This window comes from Streptomyces sp. NBC_01445 (genome assembly GCF_035918235.1).
Taxonomy (GTDB): domain Bacteria; phylum Actinomycetota; class Actinomycetes; order Streptomycetales; family Streptomycetaceae; genus Streptomyces.
On record NZ_CP109485.1, the window covers coordinates 713,409 to 738,803 of the forward strand.

Annotated in this window: 23 protein-coding genes; 10 read left to right on the forward strand and 13 right to left on the reverse strand. The window is 69.0% G+C overall.

Translation table 11 applies throughout. The features are described from left to right. Positions 1-151 precede the first annotated feature (151 nt). The 3 genes from OG574_RS03530 to OG574_RS03540 form a co-directional block, all read right to left on the reverse strand. Positions 152-1,762, reverse strand: coding sequence for an APC family permease (locus OG574_RS03530; protein WP_326771792.1), 1,611 nt, complete (start codon positions 1,760-1,762; stop codon positions 152-154). A gap of 83 nt (positions 1,763-1,845) precedes the next feature. Then, complete coding sequence (locus tag OG574_RS03535; RefSeq protein WP_326771793.1) at positions 1,846-2,106, reverse strand: DUF5302 domain-containing protein; 261 nt, start codon at positions 2,104-2,106, stop codon at positions 1,846-1,848. A gap of 99 nt (positions 2,107-2,205) precedes the next feature. Beyond that, on the reverse strand, positions 2,206-2,925 hold the full coding sequence (locus tag OG574_RS03540) for a hypothetical protein (protein WP_326771794.1): 720 nt from the start codon (positions 2,923-2,925) through the stop codon (positions 2,206-2,208). 219 nt (positions 2,926-3,144) lie between these two features. Here OG574_RS03540 and OG574_RS03545 point away from each other — a divergent pair, with 219 nt between their 5' ends. Genes OG574_RS03545 through OG574_RS03555 form a run of 3 tightly spaced genes read left to right on the forward strand, consistent with a single transcriptional unit; the run spans position 3,145 to position 8,208 of the window. Then, the gene (locus OG574_RS03545; protein WP_326771795.1) at positions 3,145-4,092 is read left to right on the forward strand and encodes an ABC transporter ATP-binding protein; all 948 of its coding nucleotides are present in this window, start codon (positions 3,145-3,147) and stop codon (positions 4,090-4,092) included. Then, complete coding sequence (locus OG574_RS03550; protein WP_326771796.1) at positions 4,089-5,447, forward strand: ABC transporter permease; 1,359 nt, start codon at positions 4,089-4,091, stop codon at positions 5,445-5,447. Before OG574_RS03545 ends, OG574_RS03550 begins: the two co-directional genes overlap by 4 nt. Before the next feature lie 4 nt (positions 5,448-5,451). Beyond that, positions 5,452-8,208, forward strand: a complete 2,757-nt coding sequence (locus OG574_RS03555; RefSeq protein WP_326771797.1) for an alkaline phosphatase family protein — start codon at positions 5,452-5,454, stop codon at positions 8,206-8,208. A 99-nt stretch (positions 8,209-8,307) separates the two neighbouring features. On the opposite strand, the gene OG574_RS03560 is transcribed toward OG574_RS03555, so the two are convergent. Continuing rightward, a complete protein-coding gene (locus OG574_RS03560) occupies positions 8,308-9,747 on the reverse strand; it encodes a purine-cytosine permease family protein (RefSeq protein WP_326771798.1) in 1,440 nt (479 codons plus the stop codon). A gap of 75 nt (positions 9,748-9,822) precedes the next feature. Between OG574_RS03560 and OG574_RS03565 the strand changes: the two genes are divergently transcribed. Together OG574_RS03565 and OG574_RS03570 are read left to right on the forward strand one after the other, a co-directional pair. Then, positions 9,823-10,476, forward strand: coding sequence for a TetR/AcrR family transcriptional regulator (locus OG574_RS03565; RefSeq protein WP_326771799.1), 654 nt, complete (start codon positions 9,823-9,825; stop codon positions 10,474-10,476). Between the two features lie 274 nt (positions 10,477-10,750). Further along, a complete protein-coding gene (locus OG574_RS03570; RefSeq protein ID WP_326771800.1) occupies positions 10,751-11,161 on the forward strand; it encodes a VOC family protein in 411 nt (136 codons plus the stop codon). Positions 11,162-11,174: 13 nt separating this feature from the next. On the opposite strand, the gene OG574_RS03575 is transcribed toward OG574_RS03570, so the two are convergent. After that, entirely contained in the window at positions 11,175-12,620 is a 1,446-nt protein-coding gene (locus OG574_RS03575) for a GntP family permease (protein WP_326771801.1), read from the reverse strand. 185 nt (positions 12,621-12,805) lie between these two features. Next, complete coding sequence (locus tag OG574_RS03580; protein ID WP_326771802.1) at positions 12,806-13,795, reverse strand: Bug family tripartite tricarboxylate transporter substrate binding protein; 990 nt, start codon at positions 13,793-13,795, stop codon at positions 12,806-12,808. Between the two features lie 97 nt (positions 13,796-13,892). On the opposite strand from OG574_RS03580, the gene OG574_RS03585 reads away from it, so the two are divergent. Together OG574_RS03585 and OG574_RS03590 are read left to right on the forward strand one after the other, a co-directional pair. Continuing rightward, positions 13,893-15,539 (forward strand): sensor histidine kinase, encoded by a 1,647-nt coding sequence (locus tag OG574_RS03585; protein ID WP_326771803.1) that lies wholly within the window; start codon positions 13,893-13,895, stop codon positions 15,537-15,539. After that, complete coding sequence (locus tag OG574_RS03590) at positions 15,536-16,246, forward strand: response regulator (protein WP_326771804.1); 711 nt, start codon at positions 15,536-15,538, stop codon at positions 16,244-16,246. The genes OG574_RS03585 and OG574_RS03590 overlap by 4 nt, the downstream gene beginning before the upstream one ends. Before the next feature lie 128 nt (positions 16,247-16,374). Here the strand turns inward: OG574_RS03590 and OG574_RS03595 are convergent, their stop codons facing one another. Then, the gene (locus OG574_RS03595; protein ID WP_326771805.1) at positions 16,375-16,914 is read right to left on the reverse strand and encodes a lamin tail domain-containing protein; all 540 of its coding nucleotides are present in this window, start codon (positions 16,912-16,914) and stop codon (positions 16,375-16,377) included. Positions 16,915-17,332: 418 nt separating this feature from the next. Between OG574_RS03595 and OG574_RS03600 the strand changes: the two genes are divergently transcribed. After that, entirely contained in the window at positions 17,333-18,127 is a 795-nt protein-coding gene (locus tag OG574_RS03600) for an SDR family NAD(P)-dependent oxidoreductase (RefSeq protein ID WP_326771806.1), read from the forward strand. A 122-nt stretch (positions 18,128-18,249) separates the two neighbouring features. Here OG574_RS03600 and OG574_RS03605 read toward each other — a convergent pair whose 3' ends face one another. Both OG574_RS03605 and OG574_RS52655 read right to left on the reverse strand, forming a co-directional pair. After that, on the reverse strand, positions 18,250-19,302 hold the full coding sequence (locus OG574_RS03605) for a cytochrome P450 (RefSeq protein WP_326771807.1): 1,053 nt from the start codon (positions 19,300-19,302) through the stop codon (positions 18,250-18,252). A gap of 107 nt (positions 19,303-19,409) precedes the next feature. Beyond that, the gene (locus OG574_RS52655) at positions 19,410-19,490 is read right to left on the reverse strand and encodes a tryptorubin family RiPP precursor (protein WP_227300733.1); all 81 of its coding nucleotides are present in this window, start codon (positions 19,488-19,490) and stop codon (positions 19,410-19,412) included. A 495-nt stretch (positions 19,491-19,985) separates the two neighbouring features. On the opposite strand from OG574_RS52655, the gene OG574_RS03610 reads away from it, so the two are divergent. Beyond that, positions 19,986-20,939, forward strand: a complete 954-nt coding sequence (locus tag OG574_RS03610; protein WP_326771808.1) for a DUF5996 family protein — start codon at positions 19,986-19,988, stop codon at positions 20,937-20,939. A gap of 55 nt (positions 20,940-20,994) precedes the next feature. Here the strand turns inward: OG574_RS03610 and OG574_RS03615 are convergent, their stop codons facing one another. Next, positions 20,995-21,537: a DUF1707 SHOCT-like domain-containing protein gene (locus OG574_RS03615; RefSeq protein ID WP_326771809.1), complete on the reverse strand. Its 543-nt coding sequence runs from the start codon at positions 21,535-21,537 to the stop codon at positions 20,995-20,997. A 153-nt stretch (positions 21,538-21,690) separates the two neighbouring features. On the opposite strand from OG574_RS03615, the gene OG574_RS03620 reads away from it, so the two are divergent. Beyond that, positions 21,691-22,107 (forward strand): VOC family protein, encoded by a 417-nt coding sequence (locus tag OG574_RS03620; RefSeq protein ID WP_100593535.1) that lies wholly within the window; start codon positions 21,691-21,693, stop codon positions 22,105-22,107. Positions 22,108-22,149: 42 nt separating this feature from the next. Here the strand turns inward: OG574_RS03620 and OG574_RS03625 are convergent, their stop codons facing one another. The 3 genes from OG574_RS03625 to OG574_RS03635 all read right to left on the reverse strand — a co-directional run bounded on the left by OG574_RS03625 (position 22,150) and on the right by OG574_RS03635 (position 25,179). After that, positions 22,150-22,791 (reverse strand): class I SAM-dependent DNA methyltransferase, encoded by a 642-nt coding sequence (locus OG574_RS03625; protein ID WP_326771810.1) that lies wholly within the window; start codon positions 22,789-22,791, stop codon positions 22,150-22,152. Between the two features lie 143 nt (positions 22,792-22,934). Then, positions 22,935-23,879 (reverse strand): fumarylacetoacetate hydrolase family protein, encoded by a 945-nt coding sequence (locus OG574_RS03630; RefSeq protein ID WP_326771811.1) that lies wholly within the window; start codon positions 23,877-23,879, stop codon positions 22,935-22,937. Beyond that, on the reverse strand, positions 23,854-25,179 hold the full coding sequence (locus OG574_RS03635; RefSeq protein ID WP_326771812.1) for an MFS transporter: 1,326 nt from the start codon (positions 25,177-25,179) through the stop codon (positions 23,854-23,856). Before OG574_RS03635 ends, OG574_RS03630 begins: the two co-directional genes overlap by 26 nt. Positions 25,180-25,395 lie beyond the last annotated feature (216 nt).

Genomic DNA, 25,395 nt, shown 5'->3' on the forward strand with positions numbered 1-25,395 from the left:
TCCGGCCGCAGCCGCGAGGAGAGCGCCATGTCCGTCAAGTCCGCTGCTGCGACCGCGAGTTCAGCCGCCAACGCGACTTCCGTCGCCGAGGACACCCGCGTCCGCGGACCACGGCTGTCGAATGCGCCGACCGGTTCACGGAGACGCACCCCTAGAACGCCCGCTCACCTGACGGATCCGTGCGGAGATGGGCTGCGCCCGAGTGCACCGCCCATACGAAGACCGCGAGCGCCAGCACCCCGACCACGACGGAGTCGTACGGAGCCGGCAGATGTCCGGAGCCTCCGAACGTGCCGAGCCATGACAGCAGGGTCAGCGCCGCCAGATGGAAGACGATCCAGGCCCCCTGACGCAGTTCCTCGCGTACGGGGCGTCCCGCCGTCCGGCGCCGTTGCAGCAGGTACAGCGGGACTCCGGCCAGGACCAGAGGCAGGGCGAGCCGCAGGTGTTCCCAGCCGGACCAGTAGACGAACTCGGTGGACACGGCGAAGCTGACCGGCGCGATCCAGCGCACGCCCGGCACCTGACCGTCCGCGAGGGGCACACCGCGCTCGCGGTCGTGAGCCCGGAAGGACGCGACGGCGACCGCCGAGGCCGCGTAGATCAGGAGGTACATGTCCCCCATCACGCTCACGATGTCCTGCCAGCCGCCGAACGGCAGCATGAACAGGATGATGACGACGAGGTTGAGGACCAGGGCGCGGCGCGCGATGCCGGACCGGGGGTCGATCCGCATGAAGAACCGGGGCACCAGGCCGTTCTTCGCGAGGGCGTACGTGTGGCGGGCGTCGATGGCGACGCCCACGTAGGCCGAACCGCCCGGGGAGACGACCGCGTCGGCGTAGAGCAGGGTCGCCAGCCAGTGCAGGTTGAGCACCAGGGCGAGCTGGCCGAACGGGGAATCGAAGTTGACGCCCTGCCAGCCGTGCGCGAGGAGTGAGTCGGGCACCGTGTACAGGAACGCGAGCTGGAGTCCGAGGTAGACCAGCACCGCGAGGGCGATGCCGGTGAGCACGGCTGCGGGGACGTTGCGGCGCGGATTGCGGGCTTCGCCGGAGAAGTCCAGGGGGGCCTGGAAGCCGTTCACGGAGTACACGATGCCGCCGCCGGCGAGTGCGGTCAGGCACGCGGCGTAGCCGTACGGGGCGAAGCCGCCGTGGTCGGAGAGGCGGCCCGAGTGGGTGCCGGACAGGAAGAGCGCGACGATCGTGACCACGGGGACGACGACCTTGAACACCGACACGAGGTTGTTCAGGCGGGCGAACATCCTTACCGCGAACCAGTTCAGCGCGGTGAGCAGCACACTGAGCGCGGAGGCGACGCCCAGGCCCGACGCGGTGAGCTTGCCGCCTTCGTAGAGCCCGGGCACGTAGTGGGCGGCGTATTGCATGATCGCGCTGATCTCGGCGGCGGTGCCGCCCACGGAGAGCAGGACGGACCAGCCGACGACCGTGCCGACCAGTCGGCCGCTCGCGTACAGCGGCCACCGGACGGTGCCGCCGCCCTCCGGCCTGGTGGCGCCGAGTTCGACCATCACCAGGGCCACCAGTGCGCAGAGCGCGCCGGCCGCGATCCAGGACAGCAGTGCGGCGGGGCCGGCGGTCTGGGCGGCGTACAGGGCGGCGAACAGCCAGCCCGAGCCGAGGATGTTGGAGAAGCCGATCGCGGTCAGGCCCCAGAAACCGAGATCCTTGCGGAGCCGGTTCTCCTCGGCTCGGGCGTCCGCATCGCCCACAGTCCCCGCCGGCTGATACTGCGCCACGTGGCCAACCTCCCAGACGATCACAGACCCAGGGGGCTCAGCGTGCCATGCGGCGCCTCACCGTCGAAGGAGCTCTGCCGTGCTCAGCCGCCGCTCTTGCGTCGGAACGACTTCTGGCTCGAAGCCGGACCGTGCGCGCCACGGATCTTCGACGCGGTCTTCGCGGCGCCGCCGGCGGCGTCCGCCTGCATGCCGCGCTTACGGTCGAGCGCCTCGCGGAACTTACGCTTCAGGTCGTACTGGCCCTCCTCGTCGGGCGCCAGTCCTTGCGTCTCGGGCGCCGGCTTTTCCGTCTCGGCCTCGGTCGGCTCCGAACCTTCCTGCGATGCAGACTCTGCAGCCATGGTGACCTCCTGGGTTCGGGCAATGGGAAGGACAGCTTGTCATGCTCGTCAGTACTTGTGTGCCCGCGCCCGGTAGGGCCGGTCGTCGCCGGTGGACGGTCATGTCGGTGCGACGAGTGCGTCGATGACTGTGATGAAGGCGGACCGGTCGGGGTCGGAGCAGCTGAGCGAGGCGGCCGGCTCGGCCGGCGTCGCGGCCGCCGTGTCGACGAGCCAGGACGCCGTCCGCAGAAGCGCTGCCGATCCGGCCGGGTCGGCGCGGATCCCCGACGGGGTCAGGTCCAGACTGCGCATCGCGTCGAGCGCGGCGGTCAGCAGGCGTGCGGCGACCCCGTAGGCGTTGCCGGCCGTGGCGGTGCGGGCCAGTGCGGCGTACCGGGCCCGGGCGGCGTCGGCCGGTGCAGGGGTGAGCAGGGCGTCGAGGCGCTTCCACTCGGCCGCCATGTGTCCGGCGAGCCGGCCGGACAGGCGCTCGTGCTCCTCAGCGGTCGATTCGAAGCGCCTTTTCATCGCGGTCGGTTCGGCCGGTTCGATGCCGTCGGCCATGAAGAGGACGCCGGTGGTCGCCACGGTCGTACGGTCGCTGGGGTCCGGGCAGCCGGCCGCCGCAAAGGTCGGGGCTTCCGGCTCCGCCCGCGCCGGGCCGGTGGCGGCCTCCAGCCAGCGGTCGGCCAGCACCTTCACGGTGTTGGCATCCCTCCGCAGGCTGACAGCGTGTTCGAGCTTGAGCAGGGAGTGGTACCGCTCGTGCTCCCGGTGGGCGCGCGCGACCGCCAGCATGGCCTGCAGTTGTGCGTGTGCAGGTGGTTCGTCGTTCACAGCGCGGCCTCCATGCCGGGCGATCGCGTGGCGCGCAATCTGGATGATCTCGCATCAACTCATCCTGAACAACGGCCCGTTCGACATGCCGACGGGTACCGGCCGGGCGTCGGTACGACGAATTCCGGTCGTTTCCCGTTCCCTGAACGTCAAGCATCTGTCCCCGCTTGCGTTGTGTGCCGTATCTAGGGTCCTCGGAGGTTTCCAAGGAAGGGACTCATGGACGCACGCCTCGCAATACGGGCTCGCGGGATCACCAAGTGTTTCGGCGACGTCATCGCGCTCGACGACATCGATCTGGATGTGGCGCAGGGGCAGATCCACGGCCTGGTCGGACCGAACGGCGCCGGGAAGACGACGCTGCTCGGGCTCCTGCTGGGCCTGGCCGTCGCCGACGACGGCCGACTGGACATCCTGGGTACGCCCATCGGACGGGCGCTCGCCGCTCCCGAAGGCGTCGCCGGCTTCGTGGACGGTCCCGGTCTCTACCCCTCGCTCACCGCCAGGCAGAACCTGGCCGCGCTGGCCGCCCTGCGCGGCGTCGACGCACGGGCGTCGGGGATCGGCGACGTACTCGAAGAGGTCGGGCTCACCGATGTCGCCGACGACCGCGCCCGCGGCTTCTCCCTCGGCATGCGTCAGCGGCTCGGGCTCGCCGCGGCCCTGCTCACCAAGCCCCGGCTGCTCGTGCTCGACGAGCCGTCCAACGGACTCGACCCGGCAGGGAAGAAGCACGTACACGGTGTCCTGGCCCGGCTCGCGACGGAGGGCACCAGCGTCGTGCTGTCGAGCCACCGCATGGACGACCTCGAGGCGCTGTGCTCGGAGGTCACCATCCTGGCCACCGGACGGATCGTCTTCTCCGGCCCGCTGAGCAAGCTGGCCGCCGAGAACAGCGAGCTCGACTACCGGCTGCTGACCTCCGACCCGCAGGCCGCGCGCCTCCTTGCGGCCGACACCTCTGGGATCCGCGTCGTCGACAACGCCGTGGGCGTGAGACGGCACGACACCGAGGCGCTCGTCGTGCGCGCCCCGGTGCCCGCCCTCGACGAACTGGTGGTGCGGCTCGTGCACGCGGACATCGCGCTGCGCGAGCTCGCGCCCGTGGTGTCGCCGCTCGAAGCGGCGTTTCTCGCCCTCACCGAGCAGCAGGAGAACAGCAGATGACCGCAACCATCGCCGCCGGCCCCGCCGCCGCTGCCGCCGCCCGCGTCTCGGTGGCCCGCGGCTACCGCTTCGAGCTCGTCAAGCTCGTCTCGCAATGGCGGATCCGCCTGCTGGTCCTCGCCTGCTGGATCGCGCCGGCGCTCTTCGTCGCAGCGGTGAGCCAGCAGAGCTCGCTCCCCGTCGACACGCTCTTCGGTCGCTGGATGCACGCCACGGGATGGGCCGGATCGCTGGTGGTGCTCGGTTTCTCGGGTACCTGGGCGCTCCCGCTGCTGACTTCGGTGGTCGCCGGTGACGTGTTCGCCTCCGAGGACCGGCTGGGTACCTGGCGCCATCTGCTCGTGGCGGTCCGCTCGCCCCGGCGGATCTTCGCGGCGAAGGCACTGGCCAGCCTCACCGTCATCCTGCTGCTCGTCGCCGGCCTGGCCTGTTCCGGCGCGGCCGGTGGGGTCGTGGCGGTCGGCGACCAGCCGCTGGTCGGTCTCGACGGCCACCTCTTGTCGCCGGGAGACGCAGCCGTCCAGGTCCTGCTCGCCTGGGTCTGCGTACTCGCCCCGACCCTGGCCTTCGCCGCGATCGGACTGCTCGGTTCCGTCGCGCTCGGGCGCTCCCCGATGGGGCTCCTGCTGCCCATGCTCGTCGCGCTCACGATGCAGCTCGCCCAGATGCTGCCGCTCCCGGTCGCCGTGCGCCTGGCCCTGCCCAGCTACGCCTTCATCGCCTGGAACGGTCTGTTCACCGGCCCGGCACAGCTCGGTCCGCTCCTCATTGGCATCGTTGTCAGCCTGTTGTGGGCGGTGACCGCGACGGCGCTGGCCTATGTCCTTTTCCTGAGGCGGGACTTCACCAACCTGACCCACGACGGCTCGGGGCGCCGCGCCATCACGGTCGGAGCGCTGCCGCTCGTCGGGCTCCTCGTCCTGACGGCCGTCGTCGTCGCCCCGGCGACCTCGGCCACGGGCTCCGGGATCGAGCAGGACAAGGTGCAGCGCTCGGTCGCCACGGCATTCGCCCATCTCTACCGCCTGCAGACCGAGCAGCTCAACCGCCCCGACGTCACCGAAGCGCAGCTCAAAGCGAGCGCGGTGTGCACCAAGGGCAGCACCAGGGTCGCGGCCGAAGGGCCGGGCAACGACTGGCGCTGCGTCGTCTCCTGGCATCTCCCCGACGTCGAGGCCACCGGGTCGGCCATCTACCAGCTCGACGTCACCGCTGACGGGCGGTTCATGGCCGACGGCGATGGGCCGAAGGAAGTGAACGGCTACTTCCTGGTGCGGACCCCGACCGGGGACGGACCGAACCCGCTCTGGCAGTTCGACGGCAATGTCGAGCTGCTCTCTACCTCGAAGGGATAACTCCATGCAGGTGACACGCCGTCGCAGGCGTACCGCGAAGGGCCGTTCCGGCCTTCTCGGCAGACGCATCGGCCGCCGGATGCCCCTGGCCACGGCCGGTATCTCGGCTCTCGCCCTCGCTGCCGCGGGCACCGCTTTCGCACAGACGCACCAGTTCGGCACCGACCAGGTCGGCCAGAGCACGCGTCAGGGCCAGGTCATCTCCAGTGATCAGTACATCGCCCCCTACGGCGACCGTCTCGTCGTCAACAACGGCAAGATCATGTCGTCCTCGGTCAGCCCGGACGGCACGCATCTCGCAGCCTCGATCACCGACGGCGGTATGGCCCTTTCCGTCGTGGACCTCAAGACCTGGAAGGTGCAGCAGCTCGTCGGCAACTCCGCGTCGGCCGACCTGCGTATCAGCGGCAACGACGTGGGCCAGGAAGGCCCCACGTACTCGCCCGACGGTTCGCAGCTGTGGCTGGGCCAGATCGACGGCTACACCAGATTCACCGTCGACGCGGACGGCAGCGTCGCCAACCCGACCTCCGTGAAGATCCCGGCGGACGGGCCCAGGCACGCGCTGGTGGGCGAGCCCGTGTTCTCGTCCGACGGCTCCACCGTGTACTCGGCGGTCAACGGCCAGAACCGCGTCGTCGCCATCGACGCGGCGACCGGCGCCGTCGAGCGGAGCTGGTCCGTGGGCAACGCCCCGCGTGACATGGCCGAGGTCGGCACCAAGCTCTACGTCAGCAACGAGGGCGGGCGTCCGGCGAAGCCCGGCGACACCACGATCAACTCCTACAACACCCAGGTGCCCGCCGACCCGGTGACCGCCTCCACCACCACCGGCACGGTCAGCGTCATCGACCTGGCGAACCCTGATGCCGCCGTATCGAGCATCAACGTCGGTCTGCACCCGACCGCGCTGTACGCCAAGAAGAACGCGCTGTTCGTCACCAACACCGCCACCAACGACGTGTCGGTCATCGACACCACCAAGAACAAGGTCGTGCAGACCGTCGCCACCCAGCCGTGGCCGGAGTCGTCGGTCGGCTACGAGCCCGACGCGGTGACGCTCACCGACGACGGCCATCTGCTGGTGACACTCGGCCGCGCCAACGCGGTCGCCGTCTACCGGTACACGACCCCGCAGGAGCCGGTCAGTTACGTCGGCCTGCTCCCGACGGACTACTTCCCCGCCGAGATCGCCACCGTCGGCAAGCAGGTGGTCGTCTCCAACACCCGTGGAATCGACGCCCGCCGCCCCACCACCAGCGCCGGGCACGCCACCCACGACACGACATCGAGCGTGCAGCGGTTCACCTTGCCGAACGACCGCGTCATCAAGTCGCAGACGGCCAAGGTCTTCCGGCAGAACGGCTGGACCCGCGGCTCGGTGACACTGACCCACGGCAAGGGCAAGAAGAAGCCTGTGCCGGTCCCGGAGCGGCTCGGTGACCCGTCGACGATCAAGCACGTCTTCCTGATCGTCAAGGAGAACCGGACCTACGACCAGATTCTCGGCGACGTCCCGGAGGGCAACGGCGACCCGTCGCTGGCACAGTTCGGCGAGAACGTGACGCCGAACCAGCACGCGCTGGCCAAGCAGTTCGGCCTGTATGACAACACGTACGACATCGGTACGAACTCGGCCGAGGGCCACAACTGGCTGATGCAGGCCGACGACCCGGAGTACACCGAGTCCTCGGCCGGTGAGTACGCGCGCAGTTACGACACCGAGGACGACGCGCTCGGTCACCAGCGGACCGGCTTCATCTGGACCGGTGCCCAGGCCGCGGGCAAGTCCGTACGGGACTTCGGCGAGTTCCAGCAGTTCCTCACCAAGCCGGCGGACGCGAGCTGGCAGAACCTGTACTGCGACTCCAAGAACATGGGCGCGACCGGTCAGGACACCGCCTACCCCCTGGTGTCCTCCTCGCCCATCCCGTCCCTCAACTCCGTGTCGGTGCACGGGTTCCCGAAGTTCGACACGAGCGTCCCGGACATCTACCGGTCCGAGATCTGGAAGCGTGACTTCGAGAAGAACGGGCCGGCCAACCTGAACATGTTCTGGCTGTCCAGCGACCACACCGGCGGTCCGGCGAACGCCGCCGCCCAGGTCGCGGACAACGACCTGGCGGTCGGCAGGATGGTCGACGAGATCTCGCACAGCAAGTACTGGAGGGACTCGGCGATCTTCGTGGTCGAGGACGACTCCCAGGCCGGCCTCGACCACGTCGACGGCCACCGCGCCCCGATCCAGATCATCAGCCCCTGGGCCAGGCACGGCGTCGTCGACAGCCACTACTACTCGCAGATCACGATGATCCGCACCATCGAGCAGATCCTCGGGGTCCACCCGATGAACCAGAAGGACAGCGCGGCCAGCCCGATGCGTGGGGCGTTCAGCCAGAAGGCGGACCTCACGCCCTTCAAGACGCTGCCCAACCGGACCTCGCTCACCGGCGGTCTGAAGACCCCGCCCTCCTGCGGCCTGGACACCCCTGCGCCGCAGAACCCCAATGCCGCGGCGGCGCCGTCGGCGAAGGTGCCGGCGGACAAGCAGAAGCTCGCGGCACAGTGGGACGCCTGGAAGTCGCAGCAGCGGCTGACCGGGCGCGACGCCAAGCCCGACTTCGCGAACCCCGCGCAGATGAACCACTTCACGTGGTACCAGACGCACGAGTGGTCGAAGCCGTACCCCGGCGAGAACAAGATCTTCGCCCCGAAGGACGTGCCGGGTGCCTACATCCCGTCACCGGAATCCGACGGCTGACGTAGTCAGAGCGCGGATCCCAGGTCGCAGATCCCAGAAGGGGCCCCTGCCCGGCATCGATGCCGGGCAGGGGCCCCTTCTGCTGATTCGGGGCCCGTTTCAGTCCGGGCGCCGCTGACGAAGCATCAATCCCGCGTAGACCAAGGCGCCCAGGGACATCCCGACGACTGCGGACAGGTCGGCGCCGCCGAGGGCGGCTGCGACCGGGCCGGTGTAGATGGCCGTGTTGGCGCACAGGAGCGCCGCCCCGACGCCGATGGCCCACGCGGCGGCTCCGGCGGGATTCACTCCGTGCCGGTACCAGAAGCGGCTGTTGGGGGTCTGGTCCTGCAACGCGACTCCGTCGTAGCGGTTGCGGCGCAGGAAGATGTCCACGGCGTAGATCGCGAACCCAGGGCCGAGGAACGCGACGGAGAGCTCCAGACCGCTGTTCATGGTGTCGAGGAAGTCGGACACGAACAGGGAGTAGAAGGTGAGGCCGAGCGCGATGGAGGCGTCGAAGATGACGGTGAACGCGCGGCTCCAGGGGATCCCGCCGGATTGAAGGGCCAGGCCGCCGCTGTACGCGGTGAGTACGTTGTTCGTGATCGAGCCGAAGATGACGACCAGCAGGAAGACCGGATAGAACCAGCCGGGCACGACCGCCTTCAGTGATGTCTGCGCGTCGGTCATGTCCACCGCCGTCCCGGCCAGGACTCCGAGTCCGCTCAGCAGGACGGCCGGCACGAATCCGCCGACGGCCGTCCACCAGCACACCGCCTTGCGTGAGGTGTCGGCGGGCAGATAGCGGGCGTAGTCCGCGCTGCTGCTCCATGACAGGGGGCCACCCACCATGATCGTGAATCCCGAGGCGAGGATCACCCACAGCTCGCGGCCGTGGACCGCGGTGGCGGCAGGTGTCCGGTAGCCCCAGTCCGTGTGGCGCAGCACGTAGTACGCCAGGACCAGGACGCAGGCGGTCAGCGCCCAGGTGAACCAGATGCTGCACCGCATGATGGTGGCGTGTCCGTACACGCTGATGGAGAACGTCACGACGGCGGTGACCAGCACGATCGCCACCTTGACCGGGGTGTTCGCGTGGATGCCCAAGTGCTCGACCAGTGCGAATCCGGCGAGGGATCCCAGGGCCAGGCTGATCGCCTCGTAGGCCACCGCGACGGTCCAACCGAGCGTTACGTTGAGGACTCTGTTGCCTCGGACGCCGAACATCGCCCGCGTCACCACCCAGCTCGGCGTCCCGGAGGTGGGGCCGCTGATCGCGAGGTACCCCACGCCGGCCCAGAGGAGGTTACCGGCCACGATCACCGCGAAGGACTGCCAGATGTCGAGGCCGAGCAGCACCATCGCGCCGCCCAGCACGATGTACAGGTAGCTCATGTTGGAGGCCGCCCACACCGTGAACAGGGAACGTGGCCGACCGTGGCGATCGGAGTCCGGGATGTGGTCGACTCCGTGCGTCTCCACGTGACCGGTGCGGTCGGTGACCGGCTCGCCCCGCTCGGGCCCCTCGCTGGTGCCGCCAGTTGCCCTCAACGCCATCCTGACCTCCGGAAACCCACTATTGGGATGCGCACCAGTTGCTTGTTGGGGTGGGCGTCAATAGCATCCCAGGTCATGACGCCGACCTCACGGACCGGACGACGCCGCTTGCCCGCCGGCGAGCGGCGCGCGGAGATAGTGCGGGCCGCGAGCGTGATCGCCGTGAGCGAGGGCCTGGACAAGCTGACGGCGAAACGGGTCGCCCAGGCCGTGGGCGTCGTACCGGGCCTGGTGGACTATCACTTCAGGTCCGCCGACGAACTCATCGCCGCGGCCTTCAGCCACGCCGCGACCGCCGACAACGACGCGGTCTTCGAGCACGCGGAGCGCGTGGACCATCCGGTGGACCGGGTACGGCAGTTGATGCAGGCGTGGCTGCACCAGGACCGCGACCCCGTCAGCCTGTTGTGGCTCGACGCCTGGCAGGCGAGCCGGCGCCGCCCGGCGCTGCTCACGGCGGTCACGCGCCAGATGACCGCCACCCAGGACCGGCTGGAGGCACACATCGAGGCCGGGGTCGCACGAGGCTGCTTCCGCGTCGACAACGCCGGTTACGCGGCGATGCGCATCCTCATCCTCATCGACGGCCTCAGCCCACAGGCCGCCATGCGCACACAGATCGACTATGCCGAAGTGCGCGAGCTGATAACCGCCACGACGGAACGCGTCCTCGGGCTCGACGAAGGTGTCCTCGCCCGGGCGCAGGACCACGGCAGAACCGACACATAGCCAGGCGAACCGACGCGGCGACCGGACGACGAACCGCGCACGGACCCCGCGGTCGCACCAACGGGCCCTCGATCAAGGGCACATGATGGCAAGCCATCCGGCAGCGGCTCTGTCGGATCATCGACGACTACCCGCCGCAGACGGCTCGCGGTAACCCGGGTTCCGCCCGGAGACCTAGGGCCTGCGCCGGATGGGCGAGTGATCGCTTGCTCGCTAGGCTCCGCGTACGACCTGTCAGTTGACAAGAAGTCCTCACCGATCAGGAGTTGACACGATGCCGGCCAACGCCGCGGCTCATGTACGCATCGCCCGTCCGTCGCGTGACCTTGAAGCGGCGGAACACTTCTGGATCTCGGGACTCGGCCTCGACGTCCTCTACCGGCACGCGTCGGACGGCACGCCTGACGACCACTCACTTCTCATGGCCGGCTGGCCGGATGCGGCCTGGCACCTGGAACTCGTAAACGATCCCGCCGCACCCGTGGAGCCGCGGCCGACCGCCGAGGATCTACTGGTGATCTACCTCGGCGAACCGGTACCGGACTCCCTCGTGGAACGCCTCGAACAGCACGGCGGCAAGCGGGTCCCGGCGCACAACCCGTACTGGGACACGTGGGGTGTGACGATCCAGGACCCGGACGGCTACCTGCTGGTGCTGTCCACCCGCAACTGGTCCAACTCCTAGCGCTCTCGTCCGGTCAGACGAGGACGGACAGGAGCAGGGCCATCCCGAGACCCATCACACTGACCAGGGTCTGCACGACGGTCTGTGTCTTGGTGGCCTGGGTGAGGTCCATGCCGAAGGACTCCTTGACCAGCCAGAACCCGGCGTGGTTGACGTAGTTGAGGCCCAGGGAGCCGGCGCCGATCGCGACCACCAGGAGCGAGGCCTCGAGCCCACCACCCGTGCCTATCAGCGGGGCGACGATGCCGGTGGCCGAGACGATGCCGACGGTGGCCGAACCGGTGGTCAGGGACAGGAGCAGCGCGATCAGCCAGCCCAGCACGATAACGTTGAGGTGGGCTCCCTCGGCTGCGGAGGCGATGGCGTCACCGATACCGGAGTCCTGAAGCACCTGCTTGAACGCGCCGCCGCCACCGATGATGAGCAGGATCGCGGCGATGGACTTGAGGCTGTCCGTCAGGGAGGAGCGGGTCGCCTCGCTGGAGCGGCCACCGCGTACGAGGGTCACACCGAGCGCGAACAGGAAACCGGCGAGCATCGCCACCAGCGGTTCACCGACGAACGTGAGCGCCGCACGCACGGTGCTGGACTCGTCGAGCACGGTTTCGGCGAGGGTGCGCAGCAGCATCAGGGCGACGGGTATGAGAACCGAGGTGACGGCCAGTCCCGTGGACACACCGGCGCGCTGCAGAGTGTCGGTGTCCGTGCCCTCGGCCGGGCCGGTGGAAGAAGCGTTGATGGTGGTGTCGACCGCGTTGTTCCGGTCGGCTCCGGTGAACTGGGCCACGAGCACGGGGTCGGGCCGTACCTCGGCAAGGCGGGGCGCGATCCAGCGGGCGTACACAGGGCCGGCCAGGATGACGGTCGGGATCGAGCAGATGATGCCGACGCCGAGGGTCAGGCCGAGGTCCGCGTGCAGGCCTGTCATGGCGGTCAGCGGTCCGGGGTGGGGCGGCACCATGCCGTGCAGGGTGGACAGCGCGGCGATGGCGGGCACGCCGAGCAGCACGTACGGAGAACCCTTCGTCGCGCCGTCGTCCTCCAGGCGGCGGGCGACGCTGAAGATCAGCGGCAGGAGCACGATGAGGCCGACCTCGAAGAACATCGGAATGCCGATGACGAATGCCGCGGCCGCGACGAGCCAGGGGAGCCTGCGGTTGTTGGAGCGGTCGACGATGGCGTGGGCGATGGCGTCGGTGGCGCCGGAGTCGGAGAGGAGGCGGCCGAGCATGGCTCCGAGGGCAAGTGTGAGGCCGATGTCACCGAGCGTGCCGCCCGCTCCTTCCTCGATGGACCCGGTCAGCTTCGCCACGGGTTCGCCGGCGGCGAGCCCGGTGCCGATGGTCACCACTAGGAGGGCGATGAACGGGTGGATGCGGAGCCGGGAGTTGATCAAGTAGATCAGCAGACCGATCGCCACGGTGAGGACGAGCAACAGGTACCAGGTGTGTGAAGTCATACGGGAGGGGGTGCCTTTCGGGATCTGGCCGTGGGTCGGGCCGGGGGAAAACGGGCATGGCTCGGCGAGCCCGCGCACACGGGGGCTGGACCGTCCCGGTCATGGGTGGGTGGGGTCACGTCGGGCAGCTGCCCGTGGTGAAAGCCTTCGGTGTCGAAGCGAGCCGTCGGTGGACGACCGCCTGGTCACTCCCGTCCGAGGGAGGCGGCGAGATCGGCGACGAGCTTGTCCTGCCGGGTGAGGTAGGCCGCGAAGGTGTCGCCGGTGGCGAACGCGTCGGTCCAGCCGTGCCGGTCGAGCTCGGCCTGCCACCGCGCGGACCGATGCAAGTCGGTCAACGCATCGACCCAGCGCTTCCTGTCGGCGTCACTGATGCCGGGCGGGGCGACGATGCCCCGCCAGTTGCTGAAGACCAGGTCGATGCCCGACGACTTGAGCGTCGGGACCCCGGCCAGGGGCTCGACCGGATGCTCGCCGGTGACGGCGAGGACACGCAGCTGGCCGCTGTCGACCTGGTCGAGGAACTCGCCCAGGCCGCTGGTGGCGAAGTCGACCTCACCGTCGAGCAGGGCCGGCAGCAAGTCGCCGCCACCACCGCCGTAGCCGACGTAGTCGACCTTCTTGGGGTCGATGCCGACTGTCTTCGCCAGCTCCATGGGCAGCAGATAATCCGGTCCACCGGGGGATGATCCGCCACCGACGGCGAGGCGTTCAGGGGCCTTTCGCCACGCGGTGATGAGGTCGCCGACCGTTCTGTACGGCGAGTCCTTCCGGACGACGACCGCGCCTGCCTCCTCGATGAGACGGGCGATCGGTGTGGTCCGGGCGACCGTCACCTTCGCCTTCGCCTCATGCGACGCACCCACGACGCCGAGGCCCATCTGGAGCGCGAGCTCTCCGTTGCCTCGTTCGTCGACGATGCGCTGCAGTCCGACCGTGCCGCCCGCGCCGGGAAGGTTGAACACCTGCACATCCGGCGCGATGTGCGTCTCGTCCATGACTCGGGCCGCGGTCCGTGCCGTGGTGTCGTAGCCGCCACCGGGTGTGTTGGGCACCATGATCCGCAGATCGCGGTCCGACTGTGCCTGCCCGCCCGGAAACACCCCACATGCGCTGACGGTGAGAAGTGTCAGTGTGGCGACGGTGCCGAGAAAGGCACGTGCGGGACCTCTCATGGCACCTCGCTTTCGATTTCAACTGCTGGGCGTCATGATTGTCCGACATGGCACGCGGGCTGCCCACGTTGTGTCAGTAGCAAAGATTGAGTTAATTGTGGTCACAACGTTCCGCCGCCATACCCTCGCGGGCCAGATGCTGGTGCTCCAGCTCGCCATCGTCGTGGTGGTGCTGCTGGCGGTCGCGGGTGTCTCGCTCGCCCAGTCCGAGGCCACCTTCCAGCGGGTCGAAGGTCGCAAGGTCGACGCGCTGGCCGAGCAACTGGGCGCCAACCCCCTGGTCCGCAGCCAGCTCGTGAGGCCTTCTCCCGGGGAGGCACTGGCTCCGCTGGTGCACTCCACGCTGGCGCAGTCCGGCGTCACGTCGGTGACCGTGGCCGACGCGCAGGGCCGCATCGTCTCGTCCACCAACCCCACGGTGGTGGGTGAGCGGCTGAGCCTGGGAGCGGGGGTTGCCAGGGGCCGCAGCTGGTCCGGCGACCTGACGCTGGACGGAAGCCGGGAGCTGGTGGCGCAGGTGCCGGTTCTGAGTGCCGCACGGAGAACGCTCGGGCAGCAGCTCGGCACCGTGATGATCGGCGAGGCCTCCCCCACCGTGTGGCAGCGGCTCAGCGGCGCCTCGTCGTACCTGCTCGCCTACCTGGGCATCGCGAGCGGACTCGGCGTGATGGGTTCCTGGCTCCTTGCCCGACGGGTCAAACGCCAGACGTACGGCCTGGAGCCTCGCGAGATCGCGGGCCTCGCCGAGCACCGCGAGGCGATGCTGTACGGGATCGCGGAGGGCGTCGTCGCACTGGACCCGCAACTACGTCTCACGTTGGTCAACGACGTGGGCCGGCGCCTCCTCGACCTGCCCGAGGACTGCGTGGGGCAGAGCATCGACGACCTGGGCCTCGAGGGGCGGCTGCGGGACGTCCTCGTAGGGGCCCGGCACGGCGCGGCCGACCGGCACGACCAGGTGGTGATCCGCCGTGGGCGCCTGCTGGTGATGAACCGGATGACCGTCATGAAGGACGGCCGCCTGCTCGGTTCGGTCACGACCCTGCGCGATCGCACCGAACTGGCCGCGCTGGAACGGGAGATCGGCTCCTTCCGCAGCTCCTCCGAGCTGCTGCGCGCGCAGGCCCACGAGTTCGCGAACCAGCTCCACACCATCTCCGGTCTGATCCAGATCGGGGAGCAGGACGAAGTGGTCCGCTATATCCGCGCCCTCAACCAGCGCCGCCAATCGCTCGATGTCACGCTCGCCCGGCGTGTGCGCGACACCGCGATCGCCGCGTTGCTGATGGCGAAGTCCTCCCTTGCTGCCGAACGCAAGGTCAGCCTGCGGATCTCCGCCGGGACCGCACTCGGCCGGCTGGCACCGGAGGACGCGGCCGATCTGGCCACCGTGATCGGCAACCTCGTCGACAACGCGGTGGACGCCGCCGCTTCCGATGACGACACCGGCGACGCGTGGGTCGAGGTGGAGCTGCGGCAGGACGCGTCCAGCGTGGAGGTCGTGGTCCGGGACTCCGGCCCCGGTCTGCCGCCCGAAGTCGCTCGGGAGGTCTTCGCGCACGGCTTCACCACCAAGGCCGCCCAGGAGGGCGAGCGCGGGATCGGCCTGGCCCTCACCAAGCTCGTCTGCGAGCGCCACAGCGGCGAGATATCGGTGGCCAACACCGCTGACGGCGCCATGTTCACCGCCCACATGCCCCTCGGTCACCCCGCCGATGTGGCGCCCGAAGGAGTCCCCGGATGACCGCTTCGCACGACACGGCCGCAGGAGAAGACTCGATCGACGTGCTCGTCGTGGACGACGACTTCATGGTGGCCCGGGTGCACCGCAGCTTCGTCGAACGCGTCGTGCCGTTCCGCGTCATCGGCACGGCTCACACCGGGCAACAGGCGATCGACGCCGTCGAGGAACTGCGCCCCGACCTCATCCTGCTCGACCTGTACCTGCCGGACGTCTTCGGCCTCGATCTCATCCCCCGGCTGCGGTCCGCCGGCCACGACTGCGACATCATGGTCATCAGCGCCGCCCAGGAAGCGGAGACGGTGCGCCGCGCCGTCCGCCGCGGCGTGGTCGACTACCTGCTCAAGCCCTTCGACTTCGAGGACCTGCTCCCCCGGCTCGAGCGGTACGCCGCCCGACGCCGCAGGCTGCTCTCCGCGGTCGTACGGGGCCAGGCCGACGTGGACCGCGTGCTGGGCGGAACGGCCCTGGCCACTCCGGGCGGTGGCCTGCCCAAGGGCATGAGCGTCGAGACCGCCGCGGTGGTCGAACGCTCCCTTCGCGAGGCCGGCAGTTCTCTGTCCGCCACCGAATGCGCCGCCCTGACCGGCATCTCCCGCGTCAGCGCCCGCCGTTACCTCGAATATTTCCACGGCACCGGCAGCGCCGGCGTGTCACTGCGCTACGGCGTCGCCGGCCGACCGGAGCGCCGCTACGACTGGCAGGGGTGACGTCGGGCGGGTATCCGTGTTTTCGGCGGCAGCCGAAGGGGGCGTCCCGCAGACCGTGCTGCGGAACGCCCCCTCCTGAGGCGGGTCATCGCTGCCCGCGGGCTGGGAGTCCCGCGGGCAGGTTCAGGTCAGCGGTGGCCGCCGCCGTGCCCGCGTCCGTCGCCGCCGTGCCCGCGTCCGTCGCCGTGGTGGCCTCGGTCGTCGCTGTGGCCGCCCCAGGAAAGGGTGTCGACCTTCCAGTTGCGGTCATCGCGCAGGGTGGCGGTGTCGGACCGGTTGTCCCACACGTACCTGCGACGGTCCTGGTACACGTCACGGCCGCTGTCGCGTCCGACACCGGTGTGGACGCGGACCGTCGAGCGGCCCGCCAGGCGGTAGTGATGGAAGGTGTAGGTGCGGCCGTCCCTGGCCGACAGCGTCCACCCGTCGAGGTTCACCGCATAGCGGGACGTGTTGGTGACATCGACCCACTCCTTGTTGAGGGAGCGGTTGGTGCCGTTGTCCCAGCCCGGGGAGTCGTACTGCGCGCCGGAGATCTCGACGCGGTCGCGGTGCGGGCGGCCGGCGGCGTCGGCCGATGCCGACGCGGCGAACGTTCCGACCAGCGCGCCGGCCGCGAGAGCGGCGGCAGCCGTACGGCGGGCAGTAACTGACATGAAAGCGGACATGAACGCCCCTTCATTTCGTACTGCAGACCCGTGTGCCGGCGTGGTGCGCCGCAGGTCTGCTATGTGCGGGTCCCGGCCCGGTGGCCGAGAACGCACAACTTGCCAACGAATCGTCCCGAATGTGCGCAAGGCGTGAAGGCGGTTACAAGTCGTCCATATTTCTGTTGCTCTCATGTGTATCGTCCATTTATGCACTGAAGGCACCAAGTTGACGCCTCAGCCGTTACCCCGCACGGCTCCGGCCCGGCTTCCGCCGCGCCTCGCGGCGTCCCGTCACCCAGAAGCGCGTAACAGCCGCACCGCTCCCCACCCGTTCGGCCCCAATTCCGAGCGCCCGGGCATCACCGGGGGTCTGCGAGCGGGAAGAGTCTCGTGACGACCTGCCGATCACCCACCCATTCCAGTAAGGGAACAAGACGTGCACCTGGATCTCTCGGGCCGGACCGCTCTGGTGACGGGCTCCACGCAAGGCATCGGAGCCGCGATCGCGACCGGGCTCGCACGCGCCGGCGCGCGGGTCGGAGTCAACGGACGCGACCAGGGCAGGGTGGAGGCGGCCGTCGAGCAGCTCAAAGCCGGCGTGCCGGACGGCGACTTCGTTCCGGTCGCCGCCGATGTCGGTTCCGAGGAGGGCGCTCGACGCGCCTGGGAAACGCTGCCTGACGTGGACATCCTCATCAACAATCTCGGCATCTTCGACGCGAAGAACCCCTTGGACATCACGGACGACGAATGGCGCCGCTACTTCGAGGTGAACGTGCTGGCCGCCGTCCGGCTCACGCGGCTGTATCTGCCGGGGATGACCGAACGCGGCCGGGGGCGCGTCCAGTACATCGCGAGCGACTCCGCGGTGGTGATCCCCGCCGAGATGATTCACTACGGCATGTCGAAGACCGCTCTGCTCGCGGTCAGCCGCGGCTTCGCCAAGCACGCCGCGGGAACCGGCGTCACCGTGAACTGCGTCATCGCGGGCCCTACTCACACCGGTGGCGTCGAGGACTTCGTGTACAAACTCGTCGACCGTGACCTGCCTTGGGACGAGGCGCAGCGAGTCTTCATGCGCGAGTACCGCCCGCAGTCGCTGTTGCAGCGCCTGATCGAACCCGAGGAGATCGCCAACATGGTGGTGTACCTGAGCTCCGACCTGGCGTCCGCGACCACGGGCGGCGCGCTGCGGGTCGACGGCGGATACATCGACGCCATCCTCCCGTGAGACGGCGCCCTGCCATCGTGCGCCTCCGGCCGGAGGACTCATGGGGTCGCCGCTGCGCAGCACCACCAAGTAGCCGTCTCCCAAAGGAAGTTCGACGGACCCGCGGCAACTCCCGCCATTCGTCAGACTGTTCGCGCCTTCATCAAACGTACTTCCTCGACCCCCAGCAGGCCGAGCAGCGGAACCCTGCCGGTGCGCTGCCCGGGATCAACGACGAGCCCTGAGCTGCGGATCCGGTCCAGCAGCAGTTCGGCGAGCGGCATCACCATGTGCCGTCCCCAGCAGCGCTCTGAGGCATGCCCGAAGGGCAGATAGCCCGGCGTGGCATCGGGGTCGAGTTCGTCCCAGCGCTCGGGCCGGAACACGGGCGCGTCCTCCCACCGGGCCGGGTCGCGGTGCGAGAGCAGGGGAAGCAGCAGGACATCGTCATCGTCCCGGATCCGGCTGTCGATCGCGGGGTACTCCGCGGAGGCGTTGCGGAGGATGTTCCACGAGGGCGGCAGAAGTCGCAGGGCCTCGTAAACGATGTTGCGGTTCGACGTGCTGTCGTCGAACGGGGAGCCGAGCCACAGCGCGTTCGCGACGAGCGTCGAGACCGTGAAACACACCGGTGCGGCCGCTCGCCGGTAGACACCCATCGCGTACCTGCGGTCCTGGTAGCCGACGGCTTCGGCCGCCCGCCCCGCGAGACCGGTGAGGTGGGCGCCGGGGCGCGGCCAGCCGGGCAGCGCGGCGCCTGCGGCGATCACGGACCAGGTCAGCTTGGGCGTCAGTTCGAGGTTACGGCTCATCAATATTCGCAGACGGAGAGGGTCTTGGCCAAGGATGAGGTCCCTCAGGAAGAGGTGTCCGGTGAGAGGCCAAGGACCCGACAGGTCGACGTCGGGCGGCAAGGGGCGCTTCAGTGCCTCGCGGACGTCGTCGCCTGTCGTCCGGGTGACCGACGAGGCTTCGCCTCGCGAGATCGAGCGGCCGTGCAGCGGCTTGAACGTCGGCCGCTCGGTCTCCGTCGCCCGGCGCGCGGCCAGGATCCGGTCGGCGACGTCGTATCCGGCCACTCCGACGGTGTCGCTCTCGAGCCGGAAGACGTCGTGGCCCAGGTGATCGTGGAGGAGGGCTGTGAGTCGCGGGGCGAGCACGGTACGGCGCGTGCGCGGCGCGGAGGTGAGCGACACGGGGTCTCCGGTGGCGGTGGGTGGCGGAACCCCCGCTGTACGGCAGCCGGCGTCGGGCGCATTGCTCGCTGCCACCGAACAGCGGGGGCGGGTGGAGGCGTGCCGGATCAGTACCAGAGGTACCAGGCGCTCGCCTTCAGGGACTTTCGGGCCGCGGCCTTGTTGCGGATAGCGAAGAGAAGCTTCATCACTGCACCCCCTCTCAGGGCGGACGGAAGACACGCGACGGGTGCCGGGGTGAGCCGGTGAAGATCGCATGCCGGTGGCGCGGTGAACCTTCCCTGCCGTGATCAACGGCCAATCCATCAATTCACCGAAGAGCGTTTCGCATATCCACTTTCAGACCTTTCATTTCCCTCCGAGGACAGCGCTCTGCGTGAACCGGGTGCGGTCTCGAAGGGTCGCCGGGTTCGCTTCATGCCCTGGTCGCGGCCCTGCGGGTGAGACCCGGAAAGGGGACGGTGCAAAGCGCCGGGTTGTGGAAGGCGACGTTCCCACCGCGGCCAGTTTGGCCGGATGGGCAGCCCTCGCCGCCGAGCAGGCAGCGCCGTGACCTGCGTGCGAAGATGGGTGCCGGGTCATTCCAAGGCATCCCTGACGGCGTTGGGGCGCCGTAAAGGGGAAGTCACCCGGCGCCGCCACTGCCCTCTTGCCGATCCCGTCGACGGGCCGGGAGGCTCTCCATGAGCGAACGACGTACCACGTGGCCGGAGCTGGTCTACGAGGATCTGGCGCCGATGGTCGGCTACGTCAACCGGCTGGTGCAGGTCGGAGGCAAGTACACCCTGGACGAGCCCTTCGAGGCCGGCTGGGGAAACATCGTTCTCGATGTCACTTCCCGTGGGCTCCGGACGCCGACCCACCGGCGGCAGGGAGTGACCTTCGAGGTGCACTACCGGCTCCTCGACGGTGACGTGGTCATCGAATCCGACCGGGGCTCGGTGACGGTACCCCTGCCCAACGGGTCCCTCGCCGCCTTCTACACGTCGTTCTGCGACGCCGCTGCCGAGCTCGGTGTGCGCCCACCGCGCACGTCATTGATCTGCGAGATCCCGGGTGCCCCGCGAAAGTTCGAGGACGATCAGATCGAACGTAGCTGGGACGGGGACGCGGCTCGGCTGATGTCGACGGCCTTCAACCTTGCGGCCGGCGGGCTCGAAACGTGGCAGGCGCCCTTCCAGGGGCATCGCCCGCGGGTCGGTGTGATGTGGGGCGGTTTCGATCTGTCCGCCACGCGTTACCGGGCGCATCGAGCCACTCCGGAGGCTGACCGTCCGGCGTTCATGCAGAACGCCGCGCGCGACGAGTACGTGTCGGTCGGGTTCACGTTCGGGGACGCCAAGTCGCCCAACGCCGGTATGTACGCGTACATCTGGCCCCAGCCGGACGGTCTCGAAGGCCGGTCCTGGGGTGTCGACGGCGCGGCCTGGAGTGCCGATGCGGGGCTGGCCCTGCTGCCATGGACCACGCTCAGGGAGATGGCCGATCCGCACCAGGCCATCGTGGCCTTCGGCGACGCCGTCTACGACGCGGCCGTGGAAACGGCGGGCTGGCCGGCCGACCTGATCGGACCCCGCTGCAACGGCTGGCGCATGAGCACGACACCACCAGCAGCCGACTGCGGCCGGGACCACTGAACCAGCCGTCGCCGGCCGGCTTGGGCGCCGGCCGGTCCGTAGTGCCGGGTGACTCTCAACGCCGCGCGTGGCGGATCTTCAACCGGCCGAACCCCATGGTCCCGGAGATCCGAATCCTCGGCCCGCCCTGGCCGGAGCTCCGCGGCGCCTTGTAGCGCAGGTCCTTCCACCCGGTGTGCAGACCCTCGACGTCGACGATCGCGTCGCGAGGAACCGTGATCTTGGCCCTGCCGGTGCCGACTTGGAGCTCGATGTCGACTGCCGGATGCTCGAAGACCGCCCGGGACAGGTCCAGGCGCACGCTTCCGAACGCGGACTCGACCTTGAGATTCCGAGGGACCCGCCATGCTCCGCGCCGCTGGATCCGTCCGCCCAGCGCGCCAATCGTGGACGAGGTGCCCGCATCCTCCTCCGGGAGCGAGGCAAGAGCCGGCCCGAGGTCGCTGTGCGTCTTGGCGGTGAGCACCTGTTGCAGCCGCTCGTCCATCTCCTCATGCGAGAGGTGCCCCTCGGCGTACGCCTCCTGCACACGTTGCACAGCAGTGGTGCGGTCGTCTTCGCTGATCGGACGTGCCGGGTTTTCCTGCGGGAGATTCACCGTTTCACTCTAGTGTCGGGAATTCCGCTGCCGCCGACGAATCCACTCGTCCAGGGCCCGCCCCCCGGGAAGTCGGTCTGCGCCTATCCCCGCTGAGCAGCTGGAACGCGACTAGTGTGCACCCCTGACAAAACGTCACGAAAGGAATCCCTCATGGCCTCTCGACTCAACCCGTACATCAGCTTTGCCGGTGACGCCAAGCAAGCCATGGAGTTCTACAAGAGCGTTTTCGGCGGCGACCTGTCGGTGAACACGTACAGCTCATTCGGCTCCGAGACGCCCCCCGGGTACGCCGACAAGGTCATGCACGGCATGCTCGAGGCTCCGAACGGCTTCACGCTCATGGGGGCGGACAACCCTCCGGGCATGGAGCTCAAGCAGGGCAACAACTTCTCCGTGAGCCTGAGCGGCGACGACGCCGACGAGCTCCGCGGCTACTGGGAGAAGCTGTCCGCCGGCGGCAACGTGGCGGTCCCGCTGGAGAAGCAGATGTGGGGCGACGTGTTCGGCATGTGCAACGACAAGTTCGGCATCACCTGGATGGTGAACATCAGCGAGGCCGGCGCCTGACCAGCCGCAGATGCCGGGCGATTCGCGGACGAGCGGTGTGCGTCAGCTGCCCCTGCGCATCAGCAGACGCCCCTGGCGGAACCGTTCGCCCTCGCGAGGCTCGCGCAGCATCCGGCCCACCTCGGTGAACCCGGCCTTGGCGGCCATCTTCGCCAGGTCGTCGATCGGCCACCGGTAAGCCGTCACCACCTTGTGGTCGAACTCCGTGACCGGATCGTCCCCCGACTCGAAGAAGGCGAGCAAGAGGTGGCCGCCGGGCGTGAGTACACGGCGGAACTCGTCGAAGTACGAGGGCACGTCCTCCGGTGGGGTGTGGATGACCGAGTACCAGGACACGATGCCGTTCAGCGATCCGTCGGCCAGGCTCAGGGCGTCCATGGAGCCGACCTCGAACCGGAGGTCCGGGTAGGTCTCGCGGGCCAGATCGATCATCGCCGGCGACAGGTCGATGCCGAAGACATCGAGGCCGAGGTTCCGCAGGTGCGCCGTCACTCGGCCCGGGCCGCAGCCCAGCTCGGCCACGGGCCCGCCATCGTTCGCCTGCGCGAGTTCGGCGAACGCGGCGAGCACCGCGCGGTCCAGCGGCTGTGTGTCCAGCTCGTTGCGGACGAGTTCGGCGTAGAGGGCGGCCACGGCGTCGTAGGCGTCCGCTGTCGCATTGTGGTGGGAGGGAGTCTCAGTCACAAGCGACGAGACTAGAGCCTCGCGCTGACAAGTGCCCGTCGTGGGCCTCCCCCCTCTCAGGGGCCCATGACTGTGTCAACTCCCTTGTTTCGCCAGTAGTTTGACGCAGCCAACCTCTCAGGCCGCCGCCGCACACACATCGGTCACCGGCCCCCGCTCAGCCCCTTTCGGTGCGCACGCCGCGTCAGTGGGCGGTCGATCGCGTCGACCAGCCAGTCCAGCTCTGCCTGATCCCCGAGTACGGGATTCGAGAGCTTCCCGACGCCGTCGATGGTGATCTCGACGATGTCGCCGCCCCGGAGGGTGAAGTCGAGTCCCGGCACGATGCCGGTGCCGGTGGACAGCACCGCGCCGTCGGGGAACGGCTGGGAGTGCCAGAGATGGTCCACCAGCCCTTGCGGCGGACGGTGGAAGGAGGCCGTGGTGGTCGTCGCCTCGTAGGCGACGGCCCCGCCCCGCCGCACCACGAGGGCGATCTTCAGGGCGGTCGCGTCCTCGATCTCCCAGAAGGGTGCGATGCCTGCGGACACCGCCGCGCTTCCGGCGTAGATCTTGGCCTGGGGCAGATAGAGGGGGTTCTCGCCCTCGATCGAACGGGAGCTGACGTCGTCCACGATCACGTAACCGACCGTCTCGCCATGCCGGTTGAGCACGAGGCCGAGTTCGGGCTCGGGGACGTCGAGGTCCGAGTCCTCCCGTACGGCGATCGGCTCGTCGTCGGTCACGACGCGCCAGGGCTGGGACTTGAAGAACAGCTCCGGGCGCTCGGCGTCGTAGATCCGCTCGTACACGGACTGCTCGGTGCTCTCCGCCACCCGGGCGTCCCGGGAACGCTCGTACGTGACGCCGGCGGCCCACAACTCCATCAGGCCGTCGAGCGGCGGCAGCAGCAGGACGTCGCCCGCCGGAAGGCCCGGCCCGGTGGAGGCCGCGGTGGCCTCCGTCAGCGCGCGCAGTTCCCCTGCCTGAAGTCGCAGCAGGTCGGCGATGCGCGGCGCGCCATCGAAGGTGCGGATGGTTCCGGTCCCGTCGCTGACTCCGGTGTGTACCGTTCCGGTGTCGTCAGCGAAGCGCACGATGCGCGTCATTTTCGTTCCCCTCTGCGGGAGTTCGGGTGGTCTGCCCCACCCAGTCGAAACCGGTGGCCACGACGGCCCCGGCGGCGGCGATCGCCGCGATGACATAGAGGCCGCCGGCTCCCGAACCGGTACCCGACTCGACGGCACCCATCACATACGGGCCGACGAAACCGCCGAGGTTGCCGAAGCCGGAGATCAGCGGGATGGTGCCGGCGATCTGGATGCCGGCGAGGATCGTGGGCGGCACCGTCCAGAACACCGGCTGCGCGCCCAGGAAGCCGAAGGCGGCGACACACAGGGCGGCGACCGCGGGCACCGGCGGCAGGAGCACGCCGCCGAGCAGTCCGGCGACGGTCAGTACGAGGGCGAGCCGCAGGGGCCCGCGCCGGTCGCCGGTGCGGTCGGAGTACCAGGGCAGGATCACCACGCCGAGCAGGGCGAACACCCAGGGCAGAGCGGACACGAAGCCGATACCGACATCGCCGAGACCGTCGATGCGGCCGACCAGCGCCGGCAGCCAGAAGGTGACCCCGTACACGCTGATCTGGATCGCGAAGTAGACGAACATCAGCCGGAGCACCCGGCTGTCGCTGATGATGGCGCGGGCGCGCTGCGGTGAGCGCATGCTCGGGTCCGGGCGGTCCGCGGCGATGCGGTCGGTGAGGAGCACCTTCTCCTCGCTCGTCAGCCAACTCGCCTGTTCCGGTCGGTCGGTGAGGAGCCAGGGGACGGCGATTGCCAGCAGGACGGTGGGCGCGCCCTCCAGGAGGAACATCCACTTCCAGCCGTCGAGCCCGGCCAGGCCGTGGAGCCCGATGAGATAGCCGCCGAGCGGGTTGCCGATGATGCTGGAGATGGCGACGGCGGATTGGAACATCCCCGTCGCCTTGCCGCGGTCGGCGGCCGGGAACCAGTACGTGATGTAGAGGATCACGCCGGGGAAGAAGCCGGCTTCGGCGGCACCGAGCAGGAAGCGCAACGCGTAGAAGCTGGTGGGGCTGTTGACGAGCGCCATCGCGCAGGACAGCAGGCCCCATACGAACATGAGGCCGGCCAGCCAGCGGCGGGCGCCGATCCGGTGCAGAGCGAGGTTGGACGGGACTCCCAGCACGGCGTATCCGACGAAGAAGACGCCGGCGCCGAGGCCGTAGGCGGCGGCGTCGATACCCACGTCCGCCTCGAGGTGGGGTTTCACGAGCGCGACGTTCGTGCGGTCCAGAAAGCTCAGTACGAACATCAAGAAGAGTGGGGGGAGCAAGCGCCGGGACACCTTCCGGCGCACGTTCTCCACGGTGGACACCGTGTTCATCGGACCTCCCTGCGGTCCACGCTGACTCGCGTAGGGGCTGCGGCTGTCTGTCAGATGTCTGGCCTGGGGGCGCCGCAGACATCTGATCACTGGACCGTAGCGATGGCCCAACTAGCGGGCAATACCTGGGAACTAACTTGATGATCTGAGCGAAACATCTGGCGAGCGCGACAGACATCTGACATCTTGGCCATCAATCCGCCGGAACACACAGGA

What these genes read in the sequence shown, in the direction of transcription:
- OG574_RS03535 (WP_326771793.1), bottom strand. Translation starts at nt 2,106, where the DNA reads ATGGCTGCAGAGTCTGCATCGCAGGAAGGTTCGGAGCCGACCGAGGCC.
- OG574_RS03545 (WP_326771795.1), top strand. Translation starts at nt 3,145, where the DNA reads ATGGACGCACGCCTCGCAATACGGGCTCGCGGGATCACCAAGTGTTTC.
- OG574_RS03550 (WP_326771796.1), top strand. Translation starts at nt 4,089, where the DNA reads ATGACCGCAACCATCGCCGCCGGCCCCGCCGCCGCTGCCGCCGCCCGC.
- OG574_RS03555 (WP_326771797.1), top strand. Translation starts at nt 5,452, where the DNA reads ATGCAGGTGACACGCCGTCGCAGGCGTACCGCGAAGGGCCGTTCCGGC.
- OG574_RS03560 (WP_326771798.1), bottom strand. Translation starts at nt 9,747, where the DNA reads ATGGCGTTGAGGGCAACTGGCGGCACCAGCGAGGGGCCCGAGCGGGGC.
- OG574_RS03565 (WP_326771799.1), top strand. Translation starts at nt 9,823, where the DNA reads ATGACGCCGACCTCACGGACCGGACGACGCCGCTTGCCCGCCGGCGAG.
- OG574_RS03570 (WP_326771800.1), top strand. Translation starts at nt 10,751, where the DNA reads ATGCCGGCCAACGCCGCGGCTCATGTACGCATCGCCCGTCCGTCGCGT.
- OG574_RS03575 (WP_326771801.1), bottom strand. Translation starts at nt 12,620, where the DNA reads ATGACTTCACACACCTGGTACCTGTTGCTCGTCCTCACCGTGGCGATC.
- OG574_RS03580 (WP_326771802.1), bottom strand. Translation starts at nt 13,795, where the DNA reads ATGAGAGGTCCCGCACGTGCCTTTCTCGGCACCGTCGCCACACTGACA.
- OG574_RS03590 (WP_326771804.1), top strand. Translation starts at nt 15,536, where the DNA reads ATGACCGCTTCGCACGACACGGCCGCAGGAGAAGACTCGATCGACGTG.
- OG574_RS03595 (WP_326771805.1), bottom strand. Translation starts at nt 16,914, where the DNA reads ATGTCCGCTTTCATGTCAGTTACTGCCCGCCGTACGGCTGCCGCCGCT.
- OG574_RS52655 (WP_227300733.1), bottom strand. Translation starts at nt 19,490, where the DNA reads ATGAAGCTTCTCTTCGCTATCCGCAACAAGGCCGCGGCCCGAAAGTCC.
- OG574_RS03610 (WP_326771808.1), top strand. Translation starts at nt 19,986, where the DNA reads ATGAGCGAACGACGTACCACGTGGCCGGAGCTGGTCTACGAGGATCTG.
- OG574_RS03620 (WP_100593535.1), top strand. Translation starts at nt 21,691, where the DNA reads ATGGCCTCTCGACTCAACCCGTACATCAGCTTTGCCGGTGACGCCAAG.
- OG574_RS03630 (WP_326771811.1), bottom strand. Translation starts at nt 23,879, where the DNA reads ATGACGCGCATCGTGCGCTTCGCTGACGACACCGGAACGGTACACACC.
- OG574_RS03635 (WP_326771812.1), bottom strand. Translation starts at nt 25,179, where the DNA reads ATGAACACGGTGTCCACCGTGGAGAACGTGCGCCGGAAGGTGTCCCGG.